Source organism: Bdellovibrio sp. MYbb2, from assembly GCF_056175685.1.
In genome coordinates this window covers 1-19773 of sequence record NZ_JBJKJI010000005.1, presented here as the reverse complement: position 1 = coordinate 19773, position 19773 = coordinate 1, and the positions used below count along the sequence as shown (strand labels likewise).

Annotated in this window: 17 protein-coding genes; 9 read left to right on the top strand and 8 right to left on the bottom strand. The window is 50.0% G+C overall.

Features of this window, described 5'->3' with window-relative positions:
* The first annotated feature begins 6 nt into the window (after window positions 1–6).
* Genes AC04MQ_RS17825 through AC04MQ_RS17795 form a run of 7 tightly spaced genes read left to right on the top strand, consistent with a single transcriptional unit; the run spans window position 7 to window position 8388 of the window.
* Entirely contained in the window at window positions 7–2703 is a 2697-nt protein-coding gene (locus AC04MQ_RS17825) for a hypothetical protein (protein WP_475392741.1), read from the top strand.
* Window positions 2703–3293 (top strand): cation-transporting ATPase, encoded by a 591-nt coding sequence (locus AC04MQ_RS17820; protein WP_475392740.1) that lies wholly within the window; start codon window positions 2703–2705, stop codon window positions 3291–3293. Before AC04MQ_RS17825 ends, AC04MQ_RS17820 begins: the two co-directional genes overlap by 1 nt.
* A gap of 31 nt (window positions 3294–3324) precedes the next feature.
* On the top strand, window positions 3325–4356 hold the full coding sequence (locus AC04MQ_RS17815) for a hypothetical protein (protein WP_041576974.1): 1032 nt from the start codon (window positions 3325–3327) through the stop codon (window positions 4354–4356).
* 33 nt (window positions 4357–4389) lie between these two features.
* On the top strand, window positions 4390–5961 hold the full coding sequence (locus tag AC04MQ_RS17810; RefSeq protein WP_015089898.1) for a hypothetical protein: 1572 nt from the start codon (window positions 4390–4392) through the stop codon (window positions 5959–5961).
* Between the two features lie 2 nt (window positions 5962–5963).
* Window positions 5964–6797, top strand: coding sequence for a pilus assembly protein (locus AC04MQ_RS17805; protein WP_475392739.1), 834 nt, complete (start codon window positions 5964–5966; stop codon window positions 6795–6797).
* An 8-nt stretch (window positions 6798–6805) separates the two neighbouring features.
* Entirely contained in the window at window positions 6806–7996 is a 1191-nt protein-coding gene (locus tag AC04MQ_RS17800; RefSeq protein ID WP_475392738.1) for a hypothetical protein, read from the top strand.
* On the top strand, window positions 7987–8388 hold the full coding sequence (locus tag AC04MQ_RS17795) for a hypothetical protein (RefSeq protein ID WP_235046246.1): 402 nt from the start codon (window positions 7987–7989) through the stop codon (window positions 8386–8388). The genes AC04MQ_RS17800 and AC04MQ_RS17795 overlap by 10 nt, the downstream gene beginning before the upstream one ends.
* A gap of 32 nt (window positions 8389–8420) precedes the next feature.
* Here AC04MQ_RS17795 and AC04MQ_RS17790 read toward each other — a convergent pair whose 3' ends face one another.
* From AC04MQ_RS17790 to AC04MQ_RS17760, 7 genes are all read right to left on the bottom strand, one after another.
* A complete protein-coding gene (locus AC04MQ_RS17790) occupies window positions 8421–8849 on the bottom strand; it encodes a hypothetical protein (protein ID WP_475392737.1) in 429 nt (142 codons plus the stop codon).
* 81 nt (window positions 8850–8930) lie between these two features.
* On the bottom strand, window positions 8931–9392 hold the full coding sequence (locus tag AC04MQ_RS17785) for a hypothetical protein (RefSeq protein ID WP_475392736.1): 462 nt from the start codon (window positions 9390–9392) through the stop codon (window positions 8931–8933).
* A 24-nt stretch (window positions 9393–9416) separates the two neighbouring features.
* Window positions 9417–10037: an RNA polymerase sigma factor gene (locus tag AC04MQ_RS17780; RefSeq protein ID WP_011163302.1), complete on the bottom strand. Its 621-nt coding sequence runs from the start codon at window positions 10035–10037 to the stop codon at window positions 9417–9419.
* Between the two features lie 475 nt (window positions 10038–10512).
* Window positions 10513–11445 (bottom strand): diguanylate cyclase, encoded by a 933-nt coding sequence (locus tag AC04MQ_RS17775; RefSeq protein ID WP_015089891.1) that lies wholly within the window; start codon window positions 11443–11445, stop codon window positions 10513–10515.
* A 37-nt stretch (window positions 11446–11482) separates the two neighbouring features.
* Window positions 11483–12700, bottom strand: coding sequence for a glucose-6-phosphate isomerase (locus tag AC04MQ_RS17770; protein ID WP_475392735.1), 1218 nt, complete (start codon window positions 12698–12700; stop codon window positions 11483–11485).
* A gap of 234 nt (window positions 12701–12934) precedes the next feature.
* A complete protein-coding gene (locus AC04MQ_RS17765; protein WP_015089889.1) occupies window positions 12935–14014 on the bottom strand; it encodes a metallophosphoesterase family protein in 1080 nt (359 codons plus the stop codon).
* Window positions 14015–14075: 61 nt separating this feature from the next.
* The gene (locus tag AC04MQ_RS17760) at window positions 14076–15422 is read right to left on the bottom strand and encodes a hypothetical protein (protein ID WP_015089888.1); all 1347 of its coding nucleotides are present in this window, start codon (window positions 15420–15422) and stop codon (window positions 14076–14078) included.
* A 497-nt stretch (window positions 15423–15919) separates the two neighbouring features.
* On the opposite strand from AC04MQ_RS17760, the gene AC04MQ_RS17755 reads away from it, so the two are divergent.
* Window positions 15920–17722: an alpha/beta fold hydrolase gene (locus AC04MQ_RS17755; protein WP_015089886.1), complete on the top strand. Its 1803-nt coding sequence runs from the start codon at window positions 15920–15922 to the stop codon at window positions 17720–17722.
* 6 nt (window positions 17723–17728) lie between these two features.
* The gene (locus tag AC04MQ_RS17750; RefSeq protein WP_015089885.1) at window positions 17729–19417 is read left to right on the top strand and encodes a GMC oxidoreductase; all 1689 of its coding nucleotides are present in this window, start codon (window positions 17729–17731) and stop codon (window positions 19415–19417) included.
* Window positions 19418–19451: 34 nt separating this feature from the next.
* Here AC04MQ_RS17750 and AC04MQ_RS17745 read toward each other — a convergent pair.
* On the bottom strand, window positions 19452–19773 hold a 322-nt coding region (locus AC04MQ_RS17745; RefSeq protein ID WP_475392734.1), incomplete at its 5' end, for a hypothetical protein.

Genomic DNA, 19773 nt, shown 5'->3' with positions numbered 1-19773 from the left:
GGACTCATGAATAAAATCACTTTGGTCACTTTACTGATTGCCCTCACCCTGCCAGCGCTAAGCCGTGCAGAGGTGCCTGCGCATCAGACAAGTCTCCTGAGTCCTCTGAAGTTCACCAACCGCGCTCAGTGCGCGCTGGATTCTGAAAAGCCGACATCTTCCATCATGATCATGATTGATGGTTACAATGCCGGTAAAACCGCGAACTCCGTCGCCAAACTGCGCGGCCTGAACACGGAAGAATACAGCAACAAGGCCATGAAGGAATTCCGTCTTTCTGTGGCCTACATGACCCTGAACATCATGAACAAAATGATCCGTGGGCAGCTTCCGGTGCTGCCTATGAATCTGAAAACTGCAGACCTTCCCAAGTATCTGCAGGCCAACCACAGCTGTGAAGCCAGTGGTGGTAACTGCTCCGAGCTGAACGATTATCTTTCCCAAATCTGGGCCCGCGCCGGAAAACGCGCTGATCTGCTGGCCTTTGACCGTTTCACTCAAGCAAACTTCCCTCTGCATTCTTCCAAAGACCGCCTGGGCTGCTATTACATCAAAAAATTCTCGGCTCTGCAGGGACACCTGCAAAACCCGGAAGTCAACCAAGCCAACCTGCAGGACATCGCCCTGGCTTACCTGAACGAAGCGGACTATCTGACCGGCTGCTTTAATGCCGATGACAGCCTGAACAACCGTTTCGTGACTTTGCAAATTGACTGGGAAACCAATGCAAACTCTTTGGCTCAGCAAGGCTTCGATTTCTGGAACAGTCTGAAAATCTATCTGTCCTGGGCGTGGAGACACACCAACGAAGTTGAACAGCTAAGCCCCAACTTCGGCCGTATCTTCCGCTCTATCGCTCTTGAAGAATCCATCATGTTCACTCCGAACGGTTGCAAGTCCATGACTAAACCTTCCTGTGACAGTGAATACCTTTCTGCCAACAGCATCCGAGAACTGGCTAAAATCAGCGGCCCGACACCAGAACACTTCGACACCGTTCCCGGCGGCACTGACGCGGAAATGCTGGAAAAAGGCGTTCGTGGCGTCAACAATGACTTCCTGGGGACTCAGTCCTTCGACAGTGCTCAGGAATGGCTGGCGAATTTCCGCAAAAACGTGATCCAGTCCCGCGCCCTGATGAAAACCAAGTATCAGGCCGCGATCACCAATCTGAACCTGCTGCAGGATCAACTGGGTTCAGCGGTGTTGAGCACTGTGGTTTCCAAAGACATCAGCGCTCACCGTGGCAATGAAGCCATGATGAACGAACTTTACTACATGTGTACCGAGATCCGCCTGGCCGGTGACGAAACTCTGGATTTCCTGAAAACGGACATCGAGCGCATCGCCCAGCTGAAGAACATGACTCAGATGCAGTATTCTGACCGTCGCTCACTGCAAGAGCACGTGAACTTCTTCAAAGCGGTTTCTTCCCAGGTGCTGCCACTTTGTAACGAACTTGAAAAACAAAATTACTGGAACAAATCCGGTTACACCGTGAACAAGTCCGGCTTTGCTCCCTGGGCGAAAGAGATGATGCAGCTTCAGCCGAACCCGGAAGAAGCCCAGTTCGTTCCAACCGCATTCAACAACCAGCCCCTGCTGTCCTGGAACAATCAGTCTGTTTCCGGCGCTCAGGCGATCTGCTACAGCGCTGTGGATTGCACCCGTTTGATGGTGAAAAGCATGGTGGACCTTTATGCGGTTTCCACTTATGCGGACGCTTTGGTTCCCCTGGCGGGCAAAACGTCAGATCCAAACCTGTTCAATCCTTACTCTGAACTTAAAACCTGCAAAATGTACGATCCCTGGTTCCAAACCCAGCGCATGAACAAAGTGCTGATGGTGGACCTGGCGAATACGGCATTGTTCGGCTGGAATATCCTGCCGATCTATGTGGATGTGAACTTCACCGCTCCGAAAGTGGCTTCTTTCAACCAACTGGTGAAAGAGGGCAAAATCAAGTTCGACCCGCGTGTTGAAAAATCCAAAATGCAAACATCCCTGGTGGCGGATTTCGGTCCTTTGCTGGGTGCGCCGTGCGCGGTTTCCCTGAATAGCAACGGTATCAAGAACTACAACTTCTATTCTTTCTCTGGTTTGACAGTGAATTACTGTGATTCCAAACAGTCCAACGAAGTTGTTTCCAACAATCCAAGTGACTTCGCGACCGGTGCGAAAACCGCCCGTTCTTTCTGCGGTGGTTGCACCCTGAACTTCACTGCGGTGGCTGCCGCCTCCACTTCCACGTTCGGCGTTGTGAATCCGGCGAAATTTGTTGTGTACCTGTTCCGCACCTTCCAGAAGTATTTCTCGGCAAAAAAAGACAAAGTAAATATCCCGAAATCCTGGGAAGTGAACGCAGCTTACGCGGCTGAAGTTTACAAAAAGTACGGACAGATCCCGACCCACTGTGTGGATCAGCTGAGCAAAGGTTTGAAATGTTTCAGAGACAGCTGTGCCGCGAAAGCTGCTGATGTCTTCGAAAAGGCCTACAACACCAAGGTTCACGAAGTTTACATCCGCGAAGACGACGACAGCCAATGGCCACCGTCCGACACAAAAGAAGCGTGGATCAAATCTGATCTGTGCAAAGGTGAAGCGGTCATTCGCTTCACCTGCAGCGAACGCAGAGTTGAAAACTTCAGAACACATTCCATGTACGGATTCCACAAATCCTGCAGAAGAGCGATGGGGAAATAATGAAATCCATTTTGTTGTCCCTGACCCTTTTGCTGAACGTACAAACAGCTATGGCCTGGTCTGTAGAGTCCGCTGTGGGCACCGGCCCGCGTGGTGAGTTCCAGGACACGGTGACGCTTTACTGCCGTCCTGACGAAACTCTGTGCCAGGAAGTGTGCAAGTCCCAGAATTCCTGCTGGAAAGAGCAGGAGCTTTGCTTCAACTGCCTGGGCACGACCAATCCGATCCTGCGCACCGTATTCACAGAGATCGACCGTCTGTACCGCAACAGCCAGCGTGTTTTGCCGGCGGCGGAAGTTGCCAGAGTGTTCACCAAGGATCATATCTTTGTGGCCGCCAAGAGCATCTATAACTTCTATTCCGCCATCGACAATCAGGAAGTGATCGCCAGATTCCAGGGGCTTTGCCCGACAGGAACCGGCCAACCACTGATCGTCCTGGAAAAGAACAAGTTTCAGGAACCTTCCCGGATCAAATTCATAGTTTGCGAAGGGACCGGCCAATACAACCAGGGAATGTACGTTTTAGAGTACAACCCTCAAGTGGAAACCGGAACGAACAACGAAATTAAAGTGAACAGTAAACCTTAAAAACAGAACGTTAGATCAAAAGGAGAAAACAATGACTAACTTGATGAAATTTGCAGCAGTAGCTATGCTATTGATCTCTGCACAAAGCGCGAACGCAATTTCTTTGCGTTTCAAATTCAAAACCTTCAGCTCTGGTCCAGACATCTACGCTTGTAATGCTGGTTTGAAGCACAATGCATCCGCTCACAAAGCGTGCTACTTCGAAGACACTCAGATCGCTTGTACTGCTGGTACTTGTACTGATGCTACCTGCCACACTCGTTGCGTTTGTACTAACGACAACGGTGGTGAGTACCTGATGGACTACATGAAAGGTCAATACAGCTCTTGGAACACTGGTGATTCCAAATGGAACACAAACTGGACAGCGACGACTCGTCAAGCTGGTCAGGGTTCTTTCGCAACTTTGGTTAACCACGAAGACGCTTTCGCTAACCGTATCAAAGAACTTAGCTTCAACCTTGGTTCCGAGCTTTACGGCGCTGAATACTTCGTTGATATCTGCTACCGTGGCCCTCAGATTGAATACTGGGAAGACAACGTAGTTGCTAACTTCAGCTTGTTGGCTCAAGTTTCTGCAACTGACTTCGTTGCTACTGGCGTGAACCCAGGCGACAACAACCCAGACGGTCCAGGTTTCAACCACGGTCGTGATGGTTTGAACATGACTCCAAACATCAAGTACACGACTTTGTCTGGCTTGACTGTTGAGTCTTACACTGTGTGCGACCTTCAAGGTATGAACACATTCAAATACGCTCGCAACAACGCTAACCAGTACAACATGCTGGATAACGAAGCGAAATTCTCTGACTGGAATGCTCCACAAAACGGTGGTGGTGACTTCTTCACTGGTACTAACCAAGCTACTTCTGTTGGCGCGGCTAAAGACCTTTACAACACATGGATCAACCAAAACACAAAAACTCCACGCTTCTGCCGTGTACGTTATGTGTTCAAAGAGACAAACCATGCTGCTGCCATCAAAAACTTGAGAAAATGGCAACGTCACGGTGCTGAAATGTGTACTTACACTAAAATTGAAGAAGGCGCTGCGAACTAATCGCCCCTCTTTGGTCTCTGAAAGGATCGATCTATGAAATTCAAAAATCTTACGGTTCTGGTCCTTTCAGGGGTTGTATTTATGCTGGCAGGCGAAGCTTTCGCCTGCCGCGCTTCTCGCGATATGAAACACAACTTCGCGATCAATTTTGAATCCGCTCCACCGATCCGTATCTATGGCGATGGTGAAGGGTCCACAATTCTTCCGCAAATGATCGACAAGTGCACCGAAAGTGCCGGCAGCTTCCTGATGCTTTCCAAGGGCGTCTATATGCCGAGTGATGTTTCTGACGTGGCTGATATTTCCCTTGATGGTGACCTACCGGATGAAAACATCTGCAAAATTGAAAATCCGATTTTCAGCAAGCCGATGGATCACAATCAAAAGAAATCTCTGGTTAAAAGACAGCACAAATTCCTGCAGCAATGCGCGTTTGTGACGGTGGCTGAAGTCAACGGTCGCCCTCTGCGCTACAAATCCAACCAGGAATACTGCAAAACCACCCCGCAGGGTGCAAGCATGGTTCAGATGGAAGGCGAATACTGCTTCCTGACCATCAACCCAAGCTACAATCTTTCTATCACCATGGGATTGAAGCCTGAGTGCGCAACCCCGGAAAAAATGAAAGAACTGGGACTTGAGTTCGGTGACATCGAAGCCGCTTTGAATTCTTATGTTGCAGGTGATGATTCTGGCCTTAGCCCTGATGTGACGGCCATTGGTTCTTCCCGCTACCGCTTCACGCTGCAAGCCCCGGCCGGAATGATGGAGTTGAGTGAAGACGTCGGCCTGGAAGCACCCCGCTTCCCGACCACTTACAATGCAGAATTCAACATGGGTGACCTTCAGTTCCGCCAAGCCGGCGAGGAACGCGTTGATTTGAACATGTATCTTTCTGTGGACAACCGACAGCCCTTGTTCTGCAACCAGGCGGGACTTTGCACGGCACCGTCTGCTTATAACATCCCGGTGGCCGCCGAAGTTGAAGTCTTTAAAGTCGGCTCGCAAAAATCAGTATTCATCGACGGCTGGACCAGCGGTGGCACCATTCAGGGGAACTGGCAGGGTCTGATGCGCTTCCCGCAACAAAGCATCGATGGCTTGAACTTTGTGAAAGGCGAACGCTACAAAGTCGTCGTCACCATGATCGACCCGTTTGAAGATTTCTATATCTATCTGAACAGAGCCGAACAGTTCCTGATCGATCTGAAAGCAGCCAATGGCGTTGCAGGCTTGGATCAAATCCAGTCCATTCAGCCATTGTCTGACCTGCTGGGCCTGCCACGTTTGACGGGCTTGCCGCATATTTCTTCCGGCGACCTGAATTCAGATCTGGACATGTCACTAAGCTATTTCAAGAAACTGGGCTCCACCCGCCTGTGGCCGACTTACTATGAGCGCCTTTGCGACCCAAGCCATGGTCAGTGCTATCTTTCCGGAAAACAAAAATTCTGGAACCGCTTCTCTGCTGAATTCACCGTGGGTGACGTGGGTAATGGCGGCAACTTCGACCTGAATGATATCCGCGTGATCAAAGAATCCCCGGCAGGCGTGGTAATGAACAAGCAGGTGAAAACCCTGCCTCGCTACAGATGTGAGCCGTAAGAATGAAAGCACTTCTTATCACCCTGCTTGCTGTTTTTTCCTGCCCCGCTTTTGCTCAGGTGGATGTCACGGTTTCATCCAGCTCTGAAAATATTTTTGTCTGCAACCTGACCCGCACAGCTTCACCATTGGCCCCCTCTCCGGGGTCGTTCTCGGGCAGCGTGAACTATGAGGACCTGAGTTCTCCGGTCACTTCACCGTGGCGCAACCGCAGTGTGGGACTGGCGTTGAATGAGGACTCTGACAAGCTGTTCTCTTTTGGCAATCAGTGGTTGTCCCGTATCACCCGCCTGAATATGTCTTTTTCCTATGAAACCATGGGTGTGGGTTACAAAGTTCACGTCTGTTACCTGGGCCCACTGGCTCAGTGCAAGGGCAACAACGGCAATGGCGACGGTCATGGCTATGGCAACTGCAAAAACAATGGCAACAACGGCAACGGTGTTGGTAACGGGAATACCGTGGAAGAAGACTTCAGCGAAAGAATTTATTCTTTGGCGGCCAACGTGCGAAACTCTGCCAACACCTATACCACGGCAGCCAGCCTGTACTATCGCGTGACGACGTCCTGTGATTTACGCTCGGGCCGCACGGACACCCGCCAGGAAAATCAGATCAGCCCCGGCGACAGCATGCAGGTGGACTATTCTTACACCACAAACTGGGCGGCGTTTGACGGCACTTTCCGGGACAATGTGATGGTGCTTAACGCCAACTGGCCCCAGCGTGTTCCGAAGTTCTGCGAAATTGTTTTTGAATTCAAAGAGGCCTCTGCAGCTGCGCGTTCCAATGTTTTGACGGATAATGAAATCGAACTGTCCGTCGATATATTCTAGGTGTGAGCGTGAAGACTCTGATTTTTACTTTGATCATGTCAACCGGACTGATGGCCGAAGCTGCGGTCTGGAATGCCCAGAACGTGTGGTCTCAGGCTCAGGAAGACCGCTATTCCCAGTGGGTGGTTGAAAGCTTCAAGGCGGATATTTTTTCGAATCCCCAGAATCCCTGGTACGGTATTTCCACCGACTGCGCTGACGCGGTCTATGCGGCAAGGATCATCTTTGCTTACGAAAACTCTTTACCGGTGGCCTTCACAAACATCGAAAACATGAAGCGCAGCCTGACCCAATCCATGACCAACTGGGATCGCCTGGCGGAAAAAGACCGCGTTCGCAAATTCATCCAGCTTGTGTCGGACCTGACCAGCACTCAAACGCTGGGACATGATACAATTCCGGTAGCGATCCAACGTGAATTCGTTCGTCCTGGCACAATCTTTCTGAATCCGACCCTGACACCTGAAGAAGAAAACATCGTCGGCACCCGTGGTGGACATGCCGAAATGATCATCGATGTGAACGAAAATGGTTTCATTCGCTCGCTGTATTCCACGACACCTTCCAAAGTGCGCGAACTGATCACCACCCGTAATCCTTACACCTGGCCCATCAGCCGTCTGGGGGGATTCCGTATCTGGAAAACCGCGGTGTCACCGGCTGCGAACAACCAGCAGTTTGAAATGGCGGGATGGACATCTTATGGTCGTCCCACCCGCAAGCAAATCTATCAATGGCATGAAGGCATCAGAAAAGAACTGCGCCTTAGACCTCCGACAATTGACGAGCGTATTGACGTGGTCGTGGAAAGCATCTGCAACCTGTGGCAGGGCCGCGTGGACGCGGTGAATGCCGCATGGAAGGCCGTGCGTGATGCCGGTGGACGCTGCCCATCTGCAGGCCTTCTGGATGAACATTCCACCAACCGCCGCGATGCCCGCCTGCGCGAAGCTTATGGGCAATTGAACGATCTGATGTACTGGCGCAAGAACAACTATGACGTGCCGGACGCCATTGGCGACATCAAGGACGCCAAAGAGGTTCTGATGAGCTGTCATGTGATGACAGGCTTTGCCGCCAACAACGCCTGGGATTTGTTTTTAAAGATGATCGACGGCCATCTGGTCGCTGATGCCCGCTGGAGCCCGGCTGTTCGCTGGGGCGAATCATCCCGCTATGGAGGTCAACAATGTCGCTAGTGACAAGTGCTTTGGTTATGGCTTGTGTGGTTTATGGACCGGCCCAATCCCGTGACAATGTGAACAACTACAAGATCCTGCAGCCGCTGCAGATCCAGGATGGTCGTATCACCACTCTGGCCCGCAACCAGGTTTCTCAGTTTGAAAGCTATGACTTCAAAATTGAACAGTACAATCTGGATCAGTGCCCGAACTCTATCATCGCCCGTGATTCCAAAGGCCGCTATGCTGCCGTCAAGGGTATGTACCGGGCCAACGATGGCACATCTCAAGGGGTGTTTGTCTTTGACGACGGCAATGACGAGCGCTTCAAGGCGCTGATTCATTGTCCTTATCAGTTTCAGCCCTGTGATTCTGGAGTTGACGTCATCTCCGGCTGGGAGATCTTCTAAACGAAAAAAGCCGTCTTCATGACGGCTTTTTTTTATTTTTCTTCGATCAGTTTCGGAGAAGGCAAAGGCTTGGCCGTTTTACCCGGGGCCACTTCGGGATTAGCCAGCATCGTTTTAATCCTGTTGGTCAGATCCTGCTTGATCATCAGGTACTGCACCATGCGCTCAGCTCCCAACAAGGGCTTCAGCTTGTCGAACTCCTCTTCATTCATTCGACCATAGTTTTGCAAAGACCTGCGATAACGAGTCAGTTCTTCGTCCTTCGCTTTAGCTCCGGTCGCCTTGTTCATTTTATCGACAGAGGCCTGCAGCTCCAGGTTGAACTGGGCTTTGCGTTTATTGATGTCCCGGACGATCTCAGTGAATTTCTTTTCGTCAGAGGTGTTCAGCTTTAGCTCGTCGCTCATCTTCCAGATCAGAAGCTCTTCAAGCTGATTGCGTTTCTCCGCAGCCACAGCCACGGAGAAAGCCGAATTTAGACATATTAGGAATATTGGGAACAGAGTCTTCAGCAACACGTTGTCTCACCCGAGTCAGGGTGATCAGCGTCCGCTTTCACCCATGATTTTATTGAATTTATCTACAGATAAATTTTCGAATGATTCGCGAGCTACGTCCATAAAAAAGTCAGATTCGCTCTGCGTGATGATCAAGGTCTGGGAAATCTCCTCTGGGGACAAAAGTGCCTCAGAGACAATACGTTCATGCCCGTCGCTCAGAAGCCCGGCTCTGGTCATCGACTGGTTTACTTTTGACACCTGCGGCATCAAAAGAACAGCGAAGGCCATCAGCGAAGCTACGCCGCTGACGGGATAAAGCCATCCTCGCCAGTGAGAGCGAAGCAGATTTCGCGGCGTCATCAATACCGGAGCCGGTTTGATTTCGACCGTTTCCACCTCTGCCATGATTTTATCATGCAGGCGATCGAAGAAATCATCATTCATGGGCAGTTCCATATCGTCGGCGGCTTTTAGGCCTTTGCGCACTTTATCCATGCGATCCATACGGTCCACGTTGTCCATCGATTCTTATCCTTCTGCTTCCGCAAATCTTTGGTTAACCTCGAGGAAGAAGCCACCTACTTCTTCCGTCCAGTTCTTCAATTCAGCCTGCTGTTCGAATGTCTGACGAAGTTTCATCAGAGCATGTCTGTAGTTCGCCTTCGCCGTATCGTATGGGCATTCCATGATATCAGCGATTTCGTTAAAGCTCAGGTCCTCGTACACACGAAGAACCAGGGCTGTTTTCTGCTTGAACGGCAGCTTCTCTACTTCATTTTTAAGTATGTCAGAAACCGCCGTATGGACGAGTGTAGTTTCGGCCTCCGCATCTACAGCCAATTGCACATCGTCGATATCCACGGTGTCGCGTTTCCACTCACGCAGTTTGTTGCGTGCGGTGTTCACTGCGATCTGGAACAACCAGCTTTTGAAAGAAGAACGACCTTCGAAGGTGTTCAGCTTTTCGTAAGCCTTGATGAACGCTTCTTGCGTCACGTCCTCAGCTGTGTCCATGTCCTTTACGAACCGCAAACTCATACGCAGCACACTTCTCTGATGTCGTTTCACGAGTTCGGAAAAAGAGCGTCTGTCGCCAGACTTTACTTTTTCTACCAGTTCAAGATCCGTTACGTTTAGATCTCTCTCCATACTTTGACTCGTTTCTGTCTAAATTCGGTTAACGTTCTGAATTTTTTTCCCAGAAGAGCCATTCTGCTCCCCCCAGCACCCGGTAAATTCGCCCCCAAACCCGCGATGCTTACTCTCTTTCACTAATGCAACGATGATGCCTGATTTTGAAGAGTCAAAGTGGCCCTAAATATATGAAACAACTTAGGAATTACGCATTTCGTTATGACACCCATAATCATTTCTTATGGGTCAAAACCCCTACTAAATTTAAAGCAGAGCTGACGGCTAACATGAAAATCACATCTATATATAGAGGACTGTAAAAATGGCCAAAGCGGCCCTAGACCATAAGGGTAGGGGCATCTATTACGTCAGCGACGCAGAAAAACAAAAGCCGCACCTATAATATAGATGCGGCTTTTCAAGATTCCCAGGTTTGGAGGTTCTTCAGTAAAGTCTTGTAAGAAGCCAACCCCGGGATAAAAAACTAATATTAAGCTACGATGGTCGTGCGGTTACGGCCACCCTGTTTGGACTGGTACAGCGCCTTATCGGCACGGTCATACACTTGAGTCCATTCGGTTTCATTTGGAAGCTTGGTCGCCACGCCCACAGAAATGGTCACCTGGATCTTCTTGCCTTCAAATGTAAAATCATGAGCTTCAATCGTCTGACGGATACGCTCCCCCACTTCGCCGGCCGTTTTGGATGGAGAACCGGAAAGCAGCAGCACGAACTCTTCACCACCATAACGGGCAAAGAAGTCGTTGGAGCGGATCAGCTTGGTGATCACGATACGGCACAGCTCTTTCAGAACATAGTCACCGCCCGGATGCCCGTAGCTGTCGTTGATCTTTTTAAAATGATCGATATCGAAAGTCACAAGACTGAATGGCTCGTTCAGCACTTCGGCGCGTTTCATCGCCTCAGGGCCCTTGTCCAAAAGCGCCCCTTTGGAATGAGCGCCCGTCAACGCATCCTTCTGCGCACGATCGTACATCGCCGCATTGGTCATGGCTTCAATGCTGCCTTTTTCGAGGAACTTGAAGATCACGTTGCCGGTTTTAATCTGATCATTATTCTTCAAAAGGCACGAAGCCAGTGGTGGGATCACCTGACCATTCACGATGGTTTTATTCGTGGATCCCAGGTCGATCACGGATACTTCACTGCCATTGACAGCAAACTTCGCGTGCGAACGGCTCAAACTTTTATCATCAATGTAAACTTGGCTTTCCACAGAGCGGCCGATGACGATGTCACTGGCCGTGATAGGATATTGTTTGCCGACGTAGCCCGGAGGGCCGATCAAAACAACAATTGCCGGCGGAACATCATCCGCCTCTTTAAGACGACCCTTGAAAGTGTCGCTGGCAACAATACTGGTTTTTTCTAAGTTGTCTGAGTTGTCATCGTTGTGAGCCATAGGGAAAAGTATAAAACTTCCCCCCGTCACCTGACAATCATGCTTTCTTCAATTTCTCTTTCGCTAGTCTCTTGCCCAGCTCGACACCCGGTTGATTGAAGGCGTCGATTTCCAGGTAATCGCCCAAGCCCGCAACCACAAGCTGCCAGAACATGAACATGTAACCCAAGCTGTGTTCGTCTAGGACTTTAGTCTTAAGAGTCATCGTGGAAACACCACTCTGATTCAATGCCTCCTGCGTGGCCAAACCTTCTGCCCGCAGCAGTTCACCCATCGTGCGACCTTCAAGGTCCTGAGTTTCTTTGAACTGAGCTTTCTTGATGCGCAAGGAACCCGCCTCGGATTCTTCCACACGCTGGAACACAACGAACTTGTCTTTGGTTCCTTCCATCACCTGCTGCAAAATCGAATGCTGATCCGAAGCCCCCACCGCAGACATTGGCGTACTCACACGCGGAGCCGGTTTCCCCGCACGAGTTTCAGGTTTCCCCAAAGACTCGGCCCAAAGCTGCTGATACCAAGCCCCGAAAGACTTCATACGAGAATTATAAATCCAAAGCAGAGTGATCCATTCTTCACGCTTATAGCTTTGCGCCACCTGAGCCATCGTCTGAGTCACAACCGCCGTGTCATTCAAAGCACGCATCGCCCCCACACGGAATTTTTCAAGATCCAGACCCAAAAACGCCGCCGGCATCATCCCCACCGGAGAAAGCACCGAGAAGCGCCCCCCAACATCCAAAGGAATTTCACAAGTAGGAATAGAATGCTTGCGAGCCCAAGCCATCAAACTGCTGTCTTTGGTTTCAGAAATAACCACACTGTGCTTGGGAAGATCCAACTTTTCTTCAGTGTAAATCTGATCCACAAGCTCAAGCGCACACAAAGACTCAATCGTAGTTCCACTCTTGGAAATGAAAACCCAGGCAACCTCTTTCAGATCCCCCAGCTCTTCAATCAAAGTCTCAAATTCCAGGGCATCCACGTTGTCGACAAAGAACATATTGCGAGCACAGAAAACTTCCGCAATCACCCGAGTCCCAAGTGAGCTGCCGCCAAGACCCACGATCACAATCTTCTTAAACTTCTCCGCCAGCTCAGTCCCCACTTTATAAGACTGCTGCCACAAAGAAACACGCTCCATCACCTGAGGAAAGCCAATCTCTTTACGTTGCAAAAACAACTTCAAAGACTCCTGACACTTCACCAAAACAGATTCATCAATCCTATGAAACGAATGCGAAATCTCCAACATACGTGCATCTCTTTCTAAGTTAAAAACCGATCCCACCCGCGGCGCTCCCAAAGGGAGCCAGCCCCCACGCGGCGCCCGAAGGGCCAGCCAGAAAACTACCGGGATTTAAAGGGTGATCAAAACGGTCCAGCCGCAAGGCGGAGGACAGCCCTCGCAGCGCAGGCGTGCTCCAAGCACGTCGAAGCGAGAAGGCTGTCCGACAACGCAGTCGGATGGGCCGTTTTCATCGCCCGCTCACGAGATGGCTACGTCTTCTTCGATTTTGTGATAACCCTTCCACTCCTTCAGTCTGCCTCGCGGCCGACCTCCGTCTTCAGGGTATTCGATAAGAACATAGGTTAGTTTCGTGATCTTTCCCAAGGACACAATATCCAAAGAAGTGATCTCAGTCCATGTTCCCGTATTGAAATATTCTTTATTCTCTGACCACTGGCGATACTGATAAACGTGCGTGTGACCAAAGATCACGGTGTGCACGCGGTCATCCCCCAGAATTTTACGCGCTGATTCACTTAAATCCGGAAAGATGGCGCTTTCCGCGATCACCTGGATGATTCGCTTCAAAGGCCAGTGACGGCGCGGATCCTTCACCAGGATGCTTTTCAGGAAGTATCCCATGGCCATAAAGAACGCGCGAATCATTGTTCCGGTTTCGTTCAGGAAAGCCCAGCGGACCATTTTGCCAAAAGGACGGATCTTGTCGACATGGGGATAATGTTGTTTGATTTTCAACACCACTTCCAGGAAGAAATGGGATCCAAACGGCAGATTCAGGATCGGTTCCACCAGATCCTTTTTCAGGAAGAACTTTTTGGGATCCATACGATTGGCGGCTTCATGCATATGGCCGTGCTCGATATGAACTCCATCAAAGAAATAAACGATGTTTTTAAAACGAATCGGTGTCCCGATGACCTGATTCAGATATGCGCGGCAGGCAGGCCACAGCATCCCCTGATCGTGGTTGCCGACGATGTAGGTGATGGTGTTACCGGGTTTTGCGGCGAATTCAGACAGCGCGGTAAAGACGGCTTTATGCCCGTTCACGCAGTCTTTCAGAATCTCCAAAGTCACGGATTCAGTGATCACTGACAGGAAGTGGCCTTTGTAATCACACTGCAGGAAGTTCAGGAAATCGCCGTTGATGATCAGTTCGACTTCATAGTCGCGATAGACACCGGTGGAATAGAAGTGGATGAATTCCACCAGCTTTTCCCCGTAATAGAATTCTTCGAGTGAATTGATTCCGCCTTTTTCCAACAGGCGGCCCTTCCCCAAATGGAGATCACTGACGATGATCTTGATTTTTTTCACGGGAGCAGGTTTCGCAAGGGCGGCGCCTTCGCTACTTTCTACCTGGGAAGCGGACTCCATACTACTCAGCTTTCTTCAACGGAACGAGATTCTCTTCTTTCGCCTCCAGGTTCGTCAAAGCCAAACGCAGTGCGCGCTCGGTTCGTTTGACTTGATCCTGATTGGCCTCGATCGTCTTGTTAAGCTCAAGACATTTCTTACGGTAATTATCGAGTTCCTGAGAGAGCTGATCAATCTTTCTTTTTTGTTCTAAAATATACTCATCTTTGGACCGAACAAGAGCGGATTTTTCTGCACGGAGCAATTCCAGGCGGTTTTCCAGCTCGCGTTCGCGGACACGGATCTTTTTGAAGTCGGATTTTAGTCTAGTTTCAAGTTCTTCAACCTTGATGCGCGCCTTGGCAACCTCGTTCTCTTTGTACTGAAGGTTCCCTTTCAGGATCAGGATCTCGCTTTGTGCGGATTCCTGCATCTCGGTTTTCTCTTTTTCGATTTCAGAAATGCGAACGGTCAGGTCATCGGTGCGGGAACGGATGATTTCACCGGCAGAAGCCAGTTCTTCATTTTCACCACGCAGATGCTCCACTTCCCGCTCAAGCTCCAGGATGCGCTGTTGCGCCAGCTTCAGGTTTTCGGCCTGAGCCAGACTGGCATCCACAGAAGTCATCACATTGGCGGCCCCACGGCTGCCACGGAAGTTTCCGACGCTGACTTTGACATCCACTTCAGGCTGGGATTTGCGCGAACCCACACGGGCATTGGCAAAGCCTTCCACTGCGACAGTTTTATCCGCATCAGTGCCGCCCACAGCTGAACTGGTGGCGTTGAAATCCTGTTGAATGGAAACGGTTTTGTCTTCAGCAACTGGCTGGGAGCTGAAAACCGGACGAGTGGAATCGTCATCCATCGCCGACACTGGCATCGAATCCAGGTCATCCGCCGACTGATAGCCTGCATCCGCGGAAGGACCGTCGTAACGTTCCTCTTCACCCACGGACGGACCCATCATGAAGCGCTCGGAAGGCGGCAAATCGCCAAAGCCCTCGGGCATTTCAAAGTCTTCAGATTCAGAAGCCTCCACCTCTGGAATTGCAGGTGGATTGTAAGAACCATCGTAAGAACTTTCATTGGACTCTGCAGAATATTCTGCGCCACCGACAAACTCTGAAGAGTCGATGTCTTTGGCAGCATCTTTCCCAAGTCCCTGTTCCAGACTGTCCCAGATGTTCCCGCCCACGGCAGTCGCATCCAGACGGTTTTCGTCTGTGGCAAGAGCAGGCAGACCGTCATACTCCTCGCTCGCATCGCTTGCACGATACGAGGACTCGGATTGAATCTCCTTGAGATCATCCATCAATGACTCAATCAGATTCTCTGCGGCTGAAGATTTCTTTTTCTTTTTGCTCATGTCTAAGGGAAATATCGGAATTTTCCGGACTTCCCTTTAAGTATAAAACAAAGCCGGATCAATATCAGGATCTAGGTCCGGGGTGTCTCATTCTGCGACGGCTCCGTGCGCTGACGGGCTTTTCTCTGGCGCCATTCCATAAAGAAAAAGACGGAAACAAAAAATATAAGGGGGATGATGATAACCAAAAGATTCAAAAACTTCTGTGGAAGTTCCATAGGGTCTCCTTAGTGAGGGCGACCCTACCCTCGATAAACTTCCGCAAAAATCGCGGAACCCGATGAAACTATTCAGTTGTTTTCATCGTAAACGAACCCATAAATTTTGTCCACCAAAGCCGGTTGTATGCAGTCCGATATTTGATCAACTCTTGTTAATGGCATTCAAGCAATCCATGCGTCCGACAAATTACAGTTGCGTCCAATTTTTCTGGGCCTGAGACATATTCATGTTTTTCACAAAACTCCGTAATGTAGATATAAACAAAGGATAGTTAAATGACAGCAACAGTGACTTCACTAGAGTTCAGCGAAAGAATGGCTGGCTTTTTTGTCGCAAAAAAATTCACACTGCGCCCTTCCGCACCGCTGCCACAATCGGAATTTCAAAAAGAGTCCGAACGTTTTGACAAACTGCCGTTTGAATTCAATTTGCAGATTCATGTCCCGGATCTGGCAAAGTTTCATGCTGACAACAGCACCCCTTCCAAAGTTTCAGGCACCGTGACCGACATCCGTTTTGGCGATGAACTGCCCATTCTTGAAGGCCACTTTCATTTATTCACCCGACCTGCCGCCAGCCCCAACATGGACACCGCCAAAGAAATGCACTACACGCTTTTCTTTCAGGACCGCGAAGAAAAAAAATGGACCCTGTTTGGCTTTAAGGACGTGATCAAAGAAGACACCTCTGAGATCTGGCAACAGACCACGACGTTGTATTTCTATCTGTGGGAAGGGCATTCCACCTATGAAAACTTTGGTGAAAAAAAGGTCCAGGGTGTCGGGGTTCTGCGAATTTCTTTGAAGGACTTTATCAAGCAGATGGGCACTTTCAAGACCAATGCCGCCAATTCGATGGAGGACAAGGAAGCCATCTTGAAATATTTCAAAGCCTTCCTGGGAAATCTTTGGGAGGTCTATGCCCCATTTATCTTCACCACCTCCTCCGCGCGCTGGAATGAACATATTTATCCACCACACACCACACAAGGGGTGGCTTTGGGGGAAAAGACACTGCACCCGCTTGATACGCGCGACGGCTTAAGTATATCCATTCAAAGATTCCACTGCGCCCCTCAAAAAGATGTCGTACTGCTATTGCACGGGCTGACCACTTCAACTGACATGTTCATCATGCCTGAGCACGAAAATCTGGTGAATCATCTGCACGGCGCCGGGTACACCGATGTGTGGTCGCTGGACTGGCGGGGCAGCGGACGTTTTAATTACAATCTTTCCCCGCATGGCTACACCATTGATGATATCGCCAAATACGATATCCCCCGCGCCGTGGAATTCATTCGCGAGCAATGCGGCAATGACGTGCGCATTCATGTGGTAGCCCACTGTGTGGGTTCACTGGCATTCATGGCATCGCTGGCTGCCGGCTATATCACTGATATCGCCAGTGTCATTTCAAACAGTGTGTCTTTAACTCCGCAAGTGCGCTGGCAGTCGAAGCTGAAAATGATGGTGGGTCCGGAAATCTTTGAAAAAGTTTTTGGTTATGCCTATGTCAGCCCGCGAATCCCCTATATGCCCGGGCGCGCCTTTGGTAAATGGCTGTACTGGATGGAGCGGTCTCTGCGCAGTGAATGCCGCGAACCAGCCTGCCACATGGTCAGCTTCATGTGGGGCTGGGGCTTCCCGGCAGTTTACAATCATCGCAACCTGCATCCAGCGACTCACCGTCGCCTGATGGATCTGTTTGGGGGAACCAGTTTTCACTATCACAAACACATCCGCAAAATGCTGATGGCTCAGCACTCGCTTTCCTTTGATGGCCAGATCAACTATCTGGAGAAAATGAAGCTGCTGGACATGCCGCCGACACTGCTGATTTCCGGCAGCGACAATCATATTTTCCCGGGCTCAAACAAAAAAACCTATGACGAACTGAAAACCACCAAGAACGCGGGCCGGATCCAGTACAAGGAATTTGCCCAGTACGGACATCAGGATGTTTTCATGGGACAATACTGCCACACAGAGGTCTTCCCCCAACTGGTGGAGTTCCTGAAGCAAAACTCTTTGCAACAAACACCGGCTGCCGAAAAGCCGAAACTTCGCATTGCCTGAGGCACTATGAAATTGGACTATGACTATATCGTGATCGGTTCTGGTTTTGGCGGATCGGTCATGACCTGCCGCTTGGTTGAAAAAGGCTATAAAGTCTGCCTGATGGAACGTGGCCGTCAGTGGAAGATAGGTCAATTTCCACGTCGCCCCCACGATGTGCAACAGCGTATGTTCTGGGATCCCGAAGACCAGAAATACGGTCTGATGGAAATGCGGGATACGCCGGAAAGTGATGTCCTGTCGCTGACAGCCAGCGGACTGGGTGGTGGCAGTCTGATTTATGCCAATGTTCTTTACCGAATGCCCGACAGATTCTTCCAGGGCTGGCCGCAGATCTACAACCGTAAAAGTCTTGATCCATTTTACGACCGGGTTCTACATATGATGGAGGCCAAGCCCTACCCTTATGAAACGCAAAACTACTACAAGGCCACTCCAAAAACCGCGCTTTTAAAAAGGTTGGCGGAAGAAATGCCGCCACCGCCGGATTCGGTCGGAAAACCCAGCTTTAATCTGCCGCCCTTGGGGGTACGTTTTGAAGGCAGCTTTCCCGGACATCAAACCCACAACATGCATGGGGCCTTGCAATCCAAGTGCAACAAATGCGGTGATTGCGACATCGGTTGTAACATCAATGCCAAGAACTCTTTGGATTTGAATTATATTTTCCGCGCCCGGAATTTGAAGACATCTGAACATCCTGCCGACATTCGCACTCACGCGGATGTGGTGCGTATCGAGCACTTTGGTGACTATTATAAAGTGACTTATGTCATTCCGGAATTCCCACAACAAGAAACCACTTTTACTGCGAAAAATGTGGTGCTGTCAGCCGGGTCTATCGGATCGACTTCCCTGCTGTTGAAAATGAAAAAACAGGGGCACCTGCCAAAATTGAACATCTGGCTGGGAAAAAAGTGGAGCGGCAATGGTGATTTGCTGGGATTGATTTTTGGATCCCGCGAAAATATCGACGCCACCAATGGTCCGGTTATTACCGGTGCAATTGAATATAACTTCAAGGACTATGACGATGGTTATCACCATGGAATGTACCTGCAGGAGGCCGGATTCCCGGTGGGCTTTGCCTGGTATCTTTCCGGAAAAATCCCTCAGCTGCCGGGCATTCGCGGACTAGGGACGCTGTTTGCCCGCAGTATCAAGAAATACGTCTTTAAGATTCTGAATCTCGAAAGCCGCGACCAGGTCAACGTCGGTGAAGAGTTCGCCCAGGCCATTGATCGCGCGGACTTCACCAAGCGCTGCTTTGTGCTTTTGGGCATGGGTCGTGACAAACCCGACGGAGAAATCCGTCTGCGCTCGGACAATCAGGCCATCATCAAATGGAAAATGGACGGCAGCAAATTGCACTTTGATCGCCTGCGCACGCAAATGAAGAAAATCGCCGAGCGTATTGGTGGAGTTTTTGTCGACAACCCGCTGACTCACTTGAATAAAGTCGTGGCCGTTCACCCTCTGGGCGGTTGCCCGATGGGGGAAACCTCTGACACGGGCTTCGTAAATCCACTGGGCGAAGTGTACGGATATAAAGGTTTGTTCGTCGTAGACGGCAGCATCCTGCCCTCTTCCACTGGCCCCAACCCTTCACTGACCATTGCCGCGGTCGCCGAATACATCGCTGAGCAGATTCCAAACAAAGTAACCACAAAAAGCAAAGAGACCCAGGAAGCCTAGGTCTCTTTGAGATTTTTTAAGTTTAAATTTGAAACTAGTTCCAGTCGATATAATGGTCGATACCACCGCTATCATCGAAGTTTTCATCGGCAATAAAGAGATTAATCTCGTAGAGAGTCTCACCCCAATAGTTGATACACGAAATTCTGTAATCCACAAAAGTATTGGCAACGCGCTCGTTCCTCATCAAACTTGAAGAAACTGACGTCGCTCTTCCCACCGCATCCAGGTTGTTGGTTGTAAGATAGTTTACCCGTGCTCCATCACTGCCATAATAACTGTTCCTGACCCCGATTTGATTTGGACACCCAGCCCAGGGGGTCTTTATGGAAGTAACGTCTAACAGACGGAAATTA

Bases quoted from the DNA above. Each gene is read 5' to 3' on its own strand.
- AC04MQ_RS17760 (WP_015089888.1), bottom strand. From the start codon at position 15,422: ATGAGCAAAAAGAAAAAGAAATCTTCAGCCGCAGAGAATCTGATTGAG.
- AC04MQ_RS17785 (WP_475392736.1), bottom strand. From the start codon at position 9,392: ATGGATCGCATGGATAAAGTGCGCAAAGGCCTAAAAGCCGCCGACGAT.
- AC04MQ_RS17780 (WP_011163302.1), bottom strand. From the start codon at position 10,037: ATGGAGAGAGATCTAAACGTAACGGATCTTGAACTGGTAGAAAAAGTA.
- AC04MQ_RS17795 (WP_235046246.1), top strand. From the start codon at position 7,987: ATGTCGCTAGTGACAAGTGCTTTGGTTATGGCTTGTGTGGTTTATGGA.
- AC04MQ_RS17750 (WP_015089885.1), top strand. From the start codon at position 17,729: ATGAAATTGGACTATGACTATATCGTGATCGGTTCTGGTTTTGGCGGA.
- AC04MQ_RS17770 (WP_475392735.1), bottom strand. From the start codon at position 12,700: ATGTTGGAGATTTCGCATTCGTTTCATAGGATTGATGAATCTGTTTTG.
- AC04MQ_RS17810 (WP_015089898.1), top strand. From the start codon at position 4,390: ATGAAATTCAAAAATCTTACGGTTCTGGTCCTTTCAGGGGTTGTATTT.
- AC04MQ_RS17755 (WP_015089886.1), top strand. From the start codon at position 15,920: ATGACAGCAACAGTGACTTCACTAGAGTTCAGCGAAAGAATGGCTGGC.
- AC04MQ_RS17825 (WP_475392741.1), top strand. From the start codon at position 7: ATGAATAAAATCACTTTGGTCACTTTACTGATTGCCCTCACCCTGCCA.
- AC04MQ_RS17820 (WP_475392740.1), top strand. From the start codon at position 2,703: ATGAAATCCATTTTGTTGTCCCTGACCCTTTTGCTGAACGTACAAACA.
- AC04MQ_RS17775 (WP_015089891.1), bottom strand. From the start codon at position 11,445: ATGGCTCACAACGATGACAACTCAGACAACTTAGAAAAAACCAGTATT.
- AC04MQ_RS17805 (WP_475392739.1), top strand. From the start codon at position 5,964: ATGAAAGCACTTCTTATCACCCTGCTTGCTGTTTTTTCCTGCCCCGCT.
- AC04MQ_RS17815 (WP_041576974.1), top strand. From the start codon at position 3,325: ATGACTAACTTGATGAAATTTGCAGCAGTAGCTATGCTATTGATCTCT.